The organism is Pedobacter gandavensis, assembly GCF_032678465.1.
GTDB lineage: Bacteria > Bacteroidota > Bacteroidia > Sphingobacteriales > Sphingobacteriaceae > Pedobacter > Pedobacter gandavensis_B.
The window spans coordinates 155,852-168,163 of the sequence record NZ_JAVTSK010000012.1; the positions used below are offsets into that span (position 1 = coordinate 155,852).

The following is a 12,312-nucleotide window of genomic DNA, read 5'->3' on the forward strand; positions in this document are numbered from 1 at the left end:
AGGTATAAAACTGCCCCATTAGTGTTTTAAGTAATGGGGACAGTAGGACTTAGATCTTATTCAGTTCAGTTTCGATGAAACTTAACTCTTCTGCATTTAAATCAAAGCTCATCGCTTGTGCGTTGGCAATGGCTTGTGCTGCATTTCTTGCTCCGGCCAACACGATGGTAATGCCTTTCTGTAAAGTAGTCCATCGTAATGCCAATTGCGCCAGACTCGCATTTTTCGCTATTGCAATCGGACGAATGTTGTTCAGGAATGTTTCCACCTTGTTCAGGTCAAACTGTCCAAAGTATCCATTTCTATGGTCGTCACTTTTTAACTTTTCATTCTGGAAATATTTACCTGAAAGCAAACCACGTTCCATAGGACTGTATACAATGATCCCGATGTTGTTTTCCAGGGTATAAGGCACAAGATCCTTTTCGATTCCGCGGTTCAGCATACTATAAGCCACTTGATTTGCTGCCGGTATAAAGGTATTTCCGGCTTCTTTCAATTGGTCCAGACTATAATTTGAGACTGCTGCTGCACGAACCTTACCTTGTTGAATTAAGCGCTCCATAGCCTCCATCGTTTCATCAATTGGGGTAGTTGCATCAGGCCAATGTTGTTGAATTAAATCAATATAATCGGTGTTTAAACGTTTCAGACTTTCTTCTACTTCTTTAATGATATTCGCTTTAGAGGCTAACTTATAAATCGGTACATTCTTTCCATCTACAGGGATTTCGAAAAAGTGTTCTCCTTTACCCTGATTACTACCATCCCAAACTAAACCGAATTTGGTCAATAACTGAACTTTAGTTCTGTCTTTTCCTTTTAAGGCTTGTCCGATCAATTCTTCACTCAATCCGAAGCCATAAAAAGGAGCAGTATCTAAGGAGGTTACCCCATGATCTAAAGAGGCATGGATCGCTTCAATGGACGCTTTTTGTTCATTTCCGCCCCACATCGTACCACCAATTGCAAAAGCACCATAGGTGATTGTCGATAATTCTAATGCAGTATTTCCTAACTTTCTATATTCCATTTTGTTATTAATTATTGAAGGCACAAAATTCTTCAAAAAGCAGTCATGGTCAAAATAAGATAACTGCTAACCTCGTATCATTTAAATGATAGTAGATGAATATGGGGATGAATTCTATTGTGCAGAGTATCAAGAATTAGTCTAAATAATTTGTCTAATTAATGTAATTTTTTTGGATTGAATATTGAATTAACTATGTTCGTGTACACAAAAGAAACCACTATGAGATGCCTAATTGTTGATGATGTAAAGTTTTTTAGACTTGTAATCAAAGAATTTATTGAGCTGGATGATGCACTAACTTTAGTCGCCGAATGTGACAATGCAATAGAGGCGCATAAAAGAATTTTGAATGATCAGGTCGACCTCATTTTTTTAGACATTCAAATGCCAGGGATGAATGGACTGGAGTTGGCGAAGATTTTAAAAAACGGATATCCCCTTGTTATTTTTACCACTTGTAATAGCCAGTATGCGGTTGAAGCATTTGAACTCAATGCAGTAGATTATTTATTGAAACCAGTTTCATTATCCAGATTTATAGGCGCTGTTGATAAAGCAAAAAAACTCCTCAAGCCTAGCATTGAAATTTTGGATCATTGTTCAAATGAATTTGTCTTTATCCGGGATTCAAATGTAGTTAGAAAATTAAGCTTCAGGGACATTTTATATTTTGAATCCACTGGAGATTATGTGAGAATTGCCCTTGGAGAAAAGGAGTATTCCATCCACTCTTCATTAAAGTCAATTTGGCCTAAATTACCAGTAAATACATTTTTACGCGTACATCGCTCATTTATAGTAAACCTGAATAAGATAGATTCCATAGAAGGTAAGACCTTGATCATCAGGAAACATTTGATACCTGTTTCTGGTGCATATCGTCCTGAACTTAACAAGTATATGTCTTTTTTATAGGTTAAAATTAACATGTCTATCGTCAATAGCTATTTGTATTGTTTTATTGTATTCCTCTTCCTGATTTTTCTATTACCTGCCTGTACCTCATCAAATTCCTATGAAAATGTTAGCCTTTCCTCAAAAGCTAACCTGATCTTGATACAGGCGGAAGATTTGAATAAATCATCAGGGAAGGAATATGTCCCGGTTTTTCTTGACTCCGCATTTCAAACTCTTGGAGACCTTAGCTTATTAGATAAATACGGCAAGTATAACTTTTTGGTTAATTTTTATGCAAAAAACTATTCGGATATGCTGAAAGCCAATATATATGCGGATAGTATATTAGCGCTGTTAAAGGGAAATGAAGACCAGCATCCCTTGAAATACGTTACGGCAATGTTCTTAAAAGCAGACTTACTGTTTACAGGAAACAGTCATGAAGAGGCGGCGAAATTTTATTATGAAGGAAGAGAATATGCACAGGAGCACCTGGATAGCTGTGACCTTTATGAGTTCAGATATAGACTTGGAGTGCTAAGATTTAAGCAGGGAAGGTTTTTAGAGGCCTTGCCAAATCTTAAATTGGCATTTTCTCTGAGCCAAAATTGTACAATGAATTTAAACGGGTACCCTGTATTTGTGTCGAGACAGAGTTACCTCAATACTATCGGAGTTTGTTTTGAAAGGGCAAATGAGCTGGATAGTGCAATTTATTACTATGATAAAACCTTAGCGTATGTGGATGAACAATTCCCGCATGATCAGAAGAATTCAGCTTTTGCAAAATCGGTGAAAGGGGTGGTTTATGGTAATTTGGGTGGCGTTTATGCGAAACAGAATAAATTTGAACTGGCTGAAAGTTATCTGAAAAACAGTATCCAGATAAATTATCAGCCCGGTGACCATTTAAATGATGCCAGGACAGCTATGATCAAGCTGGCCAGACTTTACATCCGCTCTAAAAAATATAAACAGGCGAATGAGGTTTTTAAGGAATTACAGCGCTCAATAGATAGCGGCATTCGGAATTTTCCCTCAGTCAGTCAGGTTGACTTTTATGAACTTAAATGGTTGTATTTTTCTAAAACCAGGGATCATGTGCAGGCAGACCGCAATATGCGTCATTATTATCATTTAAGAGATTCTATCGACAGCAATACTCAAAAGATCAACAGGCACAATATCGATGCTGCGATTAAGGCAAATGAACTCGAATTTAAGATTGTGCTACTGGACAAAAATAACCATATAAAGGAAGTCTATCTGATTGCAATTGTCACCATTTCTGTGATCGCTTTATCGGTATTGGTTATGGTATGGAGAAACAGGAGGGAGCTGAAATTGGTAAATGAAAAAATTGTTAGAAAAAATTCCGACTTGCAGATGATGTTAAAAGCCCTTGAACAAAGTCAGAAGGAAACTATGCTGATGATGAAGATTGTGGCCCATGATCTGAGAAATCCAATTGCAGCAGCCATCAATGTCAGTGAAATGCTCAGCACTCAGGACCTGGAACCAAAATACCTTGAAGTACTTGAATTGTTAAAAGATTTAAGTGAGCATTCCATGGAAATGATTGAGAATTTGTTAAATGTGAATCTTGATAGCGAAGATCTGATAAAGGAACCTGTTGAAATGGGCAGGTTTTTAAATCAATGCGTCGGTTTGTTAAAATTTAAGGCTGCTGAAAAAGGACAATTGCTCGAAACTTCGGTGATGGAGATGAAAATGATGGTGAACAAAGAAAAAATGTGGCGTTTATTCAGCAACCTCATCTATAATGCCATAAAATTCAGTCCGTTTGGCGCTAAAATTCGAATAGGAATGTACCTGCAATTTGATATGGTTGTTTTCTTTATCCGGGATGCTGGGATTGGCATACCTTCAGATTTGCAGGATAAAATTTTTGATATGTTTACAGAGGCAAGCAGGGCGGGTACAGGTGGTGAAAACTCACACGGTCTGGGGCTGGCCATATCAAAACAGATCGTTATCGCGCATCAGGGAACAATATGGGTGGAAACCAATGAGGATAAGGGCTGTACCTTCTACGTTAAATTACCGATAGGGAAAATTTAATACCCAATCAACTCACAGTGCTTTTTTGTTTATTCATGGAGTGATCTTTGCATTCTAACGATTATCCATTTTAGATCTAAAACTCTTCCGATAGTTTTGCTATTGATCTAAATTCTCTCCCTATGAAAAAACGCATCAAATCAAATTATTCCAGAGTCATTTTACTACAGACAAATAAATAATGGCTGGTTGTCCAGTTTTTAGGTTTTATTAAAAAGCTGCGTATTGCTATGGTTCCTCAACAAGGTAACTATCATAATTATTGACCTCTGGCAAAGCACTACCGGCTATCCTTACCCTAAAATTATCCCGAATCTTAATAGAATTATATGAAGAAATTCTACCTACTGTGCCTTCTTGCCCTTATTGTTGTGTCTCAGGCTTTTTCAAGCTTTAGATTTAATGCAGTTCAATCAGTCCTTAACGACCTCAAAACATACATTGGAAGTTTCCGATATGGCCCTACCGACGATTTTGATGGTGATGGCGTCATTAATCAGGATGATATTGACGACGATAATGACGGGGTTCCGGATGCAGTAGAAAGTCCAGCCTGTTTTTATACCGCCACGGACTGGAATACGGGAGCTAAACCGGCTTCCGGTCTTACGATATCTTCCGGCCTCAGCACCACCAATGGTAATTTTAACCAGTTACTGGATGGAGTCAGTAATGTGAATGCAGTAACCTTTACCAGCGCACAATCCATCCAAAATGCTAATGTGTACCTGTTTACTTTCGTACATCCCGTAAGGATAGATGCTTTGTATCTGCAGTTTAATACGACTTCTCAATTTGCAAATACGACAAAAATACAGGGTTCAAATACGAATAATGGTTCTGATTGGATGGATTTATCAGCTGCAATCATTCAAACGCCTGCCATCAATACTACCGTTAATGGATTTGTAAGTGTGAGTAGCTCTATTAAATATCCAGTAACCCTCAATACGACCACTGCTTACAAATACATCAGGATAACAGGTGTTGCCGCTTCAAATGTTGCTGCACAAAATGCATCTGAAGTATATTTCGATTTTAATTTAGCGGCTTATGTAGCGTCATCTTATCCTAAAGCAACCTGTGTTGATGCAAATATTGATGGGGATGCTGCGCCTCCACACATGGATCTGGATAGCGATGGAGATGGTTGCAGTGATGCTTATGAATCTGGAGCAACAACGGATAAAACCACTAATTACAGTTTCCCATATATAGATACCAATGGAGACGGACTGGTTAATGCTGTAGATCCTGATGGTAACGGTATTGTAAATTACACATCTACCTATGGTTTTTATGCCTTAGCCTCATACTTTAAGGCTTGTGCAGATACAGATGGAGATGGTGTTTTAGATATCAATGACCTGGATGATGATAATGATGGAATTCCAGATAAGGTAGAATGTCCGGATCTTTTTGTGAATATGGGGGCTAATGGAGGCTTTTCAGGTACAGCCGACGCGTTACCTAACTGGTACGTGGGGGTTACCACTACTGCGCTCCCGATTACAGAATCTTTCACACCGACTGTCATTCCTGTTCCCTACAACAGAGATGTGTACAATTATGGTGTTGGCTCTGGAACTCAGGTTAATTCTCCATTAACTGGCGGGTTATTTGATCTGTACGAAAGTGGAAATCCTGCCACTGGACTTCAATTTGTTTTGCAGGAAGGGGACCCTCAGCATCCCATCGTAAATAAACTGGCTAATCCATTAATTGCAGGAGCTACCTATAACTTTTCTTTTGACCTGGGGAATCGCGCTTCAGGATCCGCCAATAAATACATCGTACTACTGTACAATGCAGATACTAAAATGCCTGAAAAAATATTATTATCAGGTGTTTTAAATACGCTGCCAGCTTACAATAGTATCCCTAGTTACGTAAACTTTACCGGAAGTTTCATTCCATCCTCTTCAGCAAATTATTATTTATTGTTTTATCCCTCAATTTCAGGAGGAGCTGCTGATGATTTTGTAATTGATAGAGTAGCGGTTGGAGCCGCAACTATAAGTGTATGTGATCAGGATGGTGATGGTATTCCAAATTTTTTGGATCTGGATAGTGACGGTGACGGTTGTTCCGATCTTATTGAGGCAGGCGTTAGTCCATCGACGGATGTGTTTACTCCTGGAGCCACTAATAATTTTGGTGGAAGTTATGGAATCAGCAATCCTAGTGGAAGCCAGTTAAATCCTAATGGTACCGACGCAAATAATAACGGTCTCAATGATTCTGTTGAAAATGGATTATCTGGGAATGTGAATTACATTTCGTATTATAACTTTTATGCTTTGACCGCAAGTATAAATCTTTGTTCAGATTTTGATAATGATGGAAAAGCAGATTTTATAGATATTGATGACGATAATGATGGTGTTCCTGATGCGATAGAAAGCCCAGGTTGTTTTTATACTCAGGCAGAGGCAGTAAAAATAACTTCTGTAACCTCCGCACTTACTCAGTATTCTACTAATGTTATTGCCAATTCCTATGATAATAATGTGGTCACAGAATCAGCATTTCTTCCTAATCAGGATTGGATTGGCAAGACAATTTTCAACATTTCAATACCTGCACCCATAGCTATTTCCTCTGTTAATTTTGATATCGGTGACTGGTACCTATCCACTGGAACCGGATCAACTTTTAAGCTACAAGGGGGAGACGGGCAAATCTGGGAAGACTTATCGGTTGCAATGTCCAATACAACAACTGCCGATTTTAGTATTAACAATACCCTACATGTAGGGAAAGCATATTCCAGGTATAGAATTGTAGGAGTTGCGGGTACCAGTTACTATTCAGGAGTGAATGAAATTACACTCACACCTTACCAGTACAATGCTTCTCAACACCCTAAAGCATCATGTACGGGATCAGATATCAATGGAAACGGAAAACCAAATCATCAGGATCTGGATAGTGACGGTGATGGCTGTAGTGATGCTTATGAAGCGGGTGCTACTAGTGTGAAAACTGCGAATTACAAGTTTGCAGCCTCACCAGATGCGAATAATAATGGGCTAAATGATACCGTTGAAAATGGGGCAACTGGTACCATAAACTATACGTACCTTCTTTATGCCTATGATGCAAGTTTGAGCTTATGTGTCGATACAGATGGAGATGGTATTCTGGACCTTGTTGATATAGATGATGATAATGATGGTATCCCTGATATTATGGAGGAGAGCTGTATTGTCAATGTGGCTTCTAAGACGGGGATCGTCGTTAGTAAGCCTTCGACTATTAACTATAATTTCGACGGTACACAAACTCTTGCCAATTTAGTGGATGGAGTAGATGCGAATGATTATATAATTTATAGTCCAAGTGGTACACTTAACAACGCTGAATGGTTTAGGGTCGAATTTACTACACCCAAAGTTTTAACTCAATGGGAAATTGGACAATATAGTGGTCAAACATTGTTTGCTACTACGAGTACTTATAAGGTCCAGGGTAGCAATGATGGAATTAGCTGGACTGATGTCACAGCTACGCTTACCTATTCCAATACTGGTTCAGGTCAAAGCTCCCAGGCAAATTCAAATATTGCAACTTTTGAACAGAATAATAACGCATACAAGTACTACCGTTATTTCGGAATAACCGGGACATCGGGAGGTGGCTGGGCCACAGAGTTCTTCTTTAGAGAGAAGAATTGTACGGAGTTGGATACGGATGGAGATGGTATTCCAAACCGTCTTGATCTTGACAGTGATGGAGATGGTTGTAGTGACAGTTATGAGGCTGGGGCTACAACTGATCTTAGCCCAAATTTTGCCTTTACCAGTGCTGTTGGTGCCAATGGGCTTGCGGATGTAAAAGAAACTGGAGTTGATTCAGGCACTATAAACTATATTTCTACTTATACTCAGTACGCAATTGCCTCTAATCTTGCTCTATGTGCAGACTCAGACGGAGATGGAATTTCGGATATTATTGATATTGATGACGATAATGACGGCATTCTGGATGCTGTTGAAAGTCCTGCCTGTTTTTATACCGGTACTGAGGCAAATACAATTTTAGGAATTACTTCGCCCTTAAATGGCTCGACAGGTAAACCTTTAGCGAATACAGAAATTGCCACTATGCACAATGGAAGTGTTTCAGATGCTACACCATATAGTTTTGCTGCTTCACAAACAGCTGCTGTAGGAGCACCTGTTTTTACCATACAATATCCGACAGCTATTGTGTTAAGTTCAGTCACGGTAACACAGGCAGCAAGTGGAATAACGGCAACAGGATTTGGAAAATTATATGGCTCAAATGACGGGATATCCTACACGTTGCTTACCTCAGGAACCAATGGTATAGCTTTGAATACGGCTTCAGTAATTTTCGCAAATACAAACACAGCAGCGTACAAATATTATCAGATTCGTTCGATAGGTACAGTGCTGGCTGGTAATGCCACAGCCATCACCATAGGAACAGGAAGTATTCAGGAAATCACTTCTGTGATGGCTGTATCGCCTGCCTATAATCCATCTGCTCATCCAAAACCAAATTGCAGCAATGATATTGATGGGGATGGAATACCCAATCACCTGGATCTGGATAGTGACGGAGATGGTTGTAGCGATGCATTAGAGGCTGGGGCGACTACAGATACTACTCCCAATTATGTGTTCACAGGTGCAGTAGGTGCGAATGGATTGATTGATACTAAAGAAACTTCAGCTGAATCAGGTGTTGTAAATTATACTTCCACTTACCATCAATTTGCCATCGCAAAAAACCTGGCTTCCTGTGTCGATACAGATGGAGATGGGCTGAATGATATTGTCGACATTGATGATGACAATGATGGTATCCCAGATGCGATAGAAAGCCCTGGCTGTTTCTTTAGCTACGGTGAAATTTCTGTTCCGGCAAGTGTAACAAGTACAGTGGCTAATACAGGCACAATATCTAATCTCTATGATACGAACAGAGCAACCAGTTTTAATTTTACAGCCTCCGCTGCAATAACAGGTTTAACGTTGCTGGAACTTACACCTCAGTTTCCACTAGAGGCTACCGCATTGCAATTGGAGATGAACACCAGTGCGCAGACTGCTTTCAATGCCAGCTCATTAACTATTGAAGGCTGGAACGGCACGAGCTGGGTCACCTTGATGCCTGCATTTAATCCGCTCGCAGCACCGAATCTGGTATCTTTTAATTTCCACACCTTTACATTCAGTCAAAATCAAAATGCAAAGTATAGTAAGTTCAGAATACAGGGCGTTTCAGGTACTGTAACGGCCAATCTCATCAGAGAAGTAAGACTGATTCCTGCTGCTTTATATGTGCCTTCAGCATATCCTAAACCTAATTGTCTGGATGATAATGATGGGGATGGAATTCCAAATCATCAGGATCTGGATAGTGATGGTGATGGATGTTTTGATAAATTGGAAGCTAAGGTTCCTGGTGCAACACTTAATGGATCATATACTGACGGACTTACCGTACCAGCCAATACCACCGGAAATGTAGGTGTAAATGGCTTAGCCAATACACTCGAAACAGTTGCCGATAATGGAATTTTAAATTATAATCCTGCATATCAAAATGCGATTAATGTGAAGCTTGCTGCTTGTACTGATACGGATGGAGATGGGATTCCTGATTTAATTGATATTGATGATGATAATGATGGCGTACTAGATACAAATGAAGGATATAGTACTAATGAAGTTGCCATAAAACCAACATCTAATGCATTTGCCTTTACTTCATGTGCTGCACCAGCAGGAGTACTGAACAATACGGTCACTTTTACTACAAACGGGGGCACATTAGGTAACGCGACTGTTGCCGATGGTTTCAATTATACAGAGAAGGGAACCAATATTGAAGTAGGTGATAAATATACCCTGACTTTTGCGACCCCTGTGATCCTAAGTAAATTAATGGTCAACTCGGTATTTTCTCCTATTGGTGAATTTACGGTTACATATAACGACAATACGGTAGCTACCAAATTGCCAATTGCGATAGTTCCAGGTGCATCACCGTCAGATTATGGGTATGTTAACGTTTCCGGAAAATTGTACTCCTATAATGATGCCGTTTATGGACCATATATTGCAGATTTAAATTGGGGAGGATCTTCAAATGGTCAGGCAGGAGGAATTCTTAGCTTTCCTACCCTAGATGTAAGTAAAAAGGTAAAATCTATTACGTTTACTATAGTAGGTATACCTGTTGGAGGTACTACACCATTAGCCGCTTTGGTTTCTCCGATTATAAGGGAAGATTGTTATTTAGATACAGATAATGATGGAATTCCAAACCATCTTGATCTGGATAGTGATGGTGATGAATGTACAGACGCTGTAGAAGCTGCAACTTCTGGTCAGACTGGAGTGACGATGCTGACAGGCACTGTGAAAAATGGATCCGGCGGAGCCGTTACTTCTACAAAAAATAATCCGAATGCTGTAGTCGCCGGACCTTATGGCAGCAATGGCTTTGCAGATGTGCTTCAAAATCCATCTAACGCAGATGCCTACAATTACACTTATACCTATTCTAAAGCGCTGGATAACACAATTAAAGATTGTTGCCCTGTAATTGCCAATAACACCATTGCCGGAGATCAGTCAACATGTAATAATATCACGCCAGAGCTGTTGACTGGATCTACGCCGACAGTAGATCCGACAGGAGCAACGGTATTATATAAATGGATGAGTAGCACAACAAGCGCTACTACTGGTTTTAGTGACATTACCTCAGGAGGCACTTCAAAAGACTATTCCTTCTCTGGCCCGCTAAACCAGACTACCTATTTTAAGCGTATGGCTTATTCTTCAGGCTGTCCTGAGGAGAGTTCCAACGTAATTACTATTACCGTTACTCCAGGAGCAATTGCCGGGATATTGAGTGGAAATGACAATATCTGTGTAAACGGGACAACTGCGTTTAGTTCTACCATAAGTGGTGGTACCTGGACTTCAAATCATCCAGAGGTGGCTAGTATTGTAGCATCTACAGGCGTCATTACAGGTTTGGCACCAGGTACAGCGATCATGACTTATACGGTTGCTGGTTCTGGAGGCTGTGGTAATGCAATAGCAACAAGGTTAGTGACTGTAAATGCAGCTCCGGTTACTGGGACATTGAGCGGGACTCAGAATATCTGTGTGCTGGCATCCACTACCTTTAGTTCTACGATATCCGGAGGAAACTGGGCTACTGATAACCCAGGTGTAGCTACAGTTGGTGCATCAACAGGGCTAGTGAATGGAGTATCCGCGGGTACTGCAACAATATCCTATACTGTTACCGGGGCAGGAGACTGTCCTGATGTCATTGCGACCAGGCTTGTAACCGTAGCTTTGGCACCGGTTGCAGGTACATTGTCTGGAAATCAGAATATTTGTGTTGGCGGAGCCAGTACTTTTACCTCAACCTCTACCGGAGGAACATGGTCTTCTAATGCCAGTTCAATAGCTTCAATAGATCCTTTGACAGGAGCAATCAGCGGTTTGGCTGCCGGAACAGCAACCATGACCTACACTGTTGCTGGGTCAGGAGGTTGTGGTAATGCCATAGTGACCAGAGATGTAACCGTTACCGCTGCAGCAGTTGCAGGGACTTTAAGCGGGGTTCAAAACATTTGCGCAGGAGGTACCAGTACTTTTAGCTCAACGATTAACGGAGGAAGCTGGAGCTCAGGTGATTTGGAGGTAGCGACTATCGATCCGACAACAGGGCTAATTAATGGTTTAACTGCAGGAACAGCTACGATGACCTATACTGTGACAGGTACCGGAGGTTGTGGTGATGCAACAGTGAGCAGATCAGTGACCGTTACAGCAGCACCTGTTGCTGGAACTTTGAGTGGTAATCAGAATATCTGTGTGGATGCTACCACCACTTTCAGTTCAACAACAGGTGGAGGAAGCTGGAGTTCAGGTAATCCAGGTGTAGCTACGATCAATGCATCCACAGGAGAGATCCTGGGTCTGACAGCAGGAACGGCTACAATGACTTATACAGTCGCAGGTAGTGGCGGTTGTGCAGATGTTACCGATACCAGAGTGGTGACTGTTACTGCTGCTGCAGTTGCAGGAACATTAAGCGGAATTCAAGGCATTTGCGCTGGAGGTACCACTACTTTCAGTTCAACAATCACCGGAGGAAGCTGGAGTTCAGGAAATACTGCTGTAGCAACCATTGATCCGACAACAGGAGTAATTAATGGTTTAACCGCAGGAACGTCTACGATGACTTATACTGTGGCAGGGGCCGGAGGTTGTGGTAACGCAACAGTGACCAGAATA

At 40.6% G+C, this 12,312-nt stretch carries 4 protein-coding genes; 3 read left to right on the forward strand and 1 reads right to left on the reverse strand.

Annotated features, from left to right (window positions below; genetic code table 11):
• Positions 1-49: 49 nt before the first annotated feature.
• On the reverse strand, positions 50-1,033 hold the full coding sequence (locus tag R2Q94_RS19530) for an aldo/keto reductase (protein ID WP_316823166.1): 984 nt from the start codon (positions 1,031-1,033) through the stop codon (positions 50-52).
• 222 nt (positions 1,034-1,255) lie between these two features.
• On the opposite strand from R2Q94_RS19530, the gene R2Q94_RS19535 reads away from it, so the two are divergent.
• The 3 genes from R2Q94_RS19535 to R2Q94_RS19545 all read left to right on the forward strand — a co-directional run.
• On the forward strand, positions 1,256-1,951 hold the full coding sequence (locus R2Q94_RS19535; protein WP_316823167.1) for a LytTR family DNA-binding domain-containing protein: 696 nt from the start codon (positions 1,256-1,258) through the stop codon (positions 1,949-1,951).
• Between the two features lie 12 nt (positions 1,952-1,963).
• Positions 1,964-4,015, forward strand: a complete 2,052-nt coding sequence (locus tag R2Q94_RS19540; protein WP_316823168.1) for a tetratricopeptide repeat-containing sensor histidine kinase — start codon at positions 1,964-1,966, stop codon at positions 4,013-4,015.
• Positions 4,016-4,344: 329 nt separating this feature from the next.
• The coding region (locus tag R2Q94_RS19545; protein ID WP_316823169.1) for an Ig-like domain-containing protein at positions 4,345-12,312 on the forward strand (7,968 nt) is incomplete at its 3' end.

Bases quoted from the DNA above. Each gene is read 5' to 3' on its own strand.
- R2Q94_RS19540 (WP_316823168.1), top strand. From the start codon at position 1,964: ATGTCTATCGTCAATAGCTATTTGTATTGTTTTATTGTATTCCTCTTC.
- R2Q94_RS19530 (WP_316823166.1), bottom strand. From the start codon at position 1,033: ATGGAATATAGAAAGTTAGGAAATACTGCATTAGAATTATCGACAATC.
- R2Q94_RS19535 (WP_316823167.1), top strand. From the start codon at position 1,256: ATGAGATGCCTAATTGTTGATGATGTAAAGTTTTTTAGACTTGTAATC.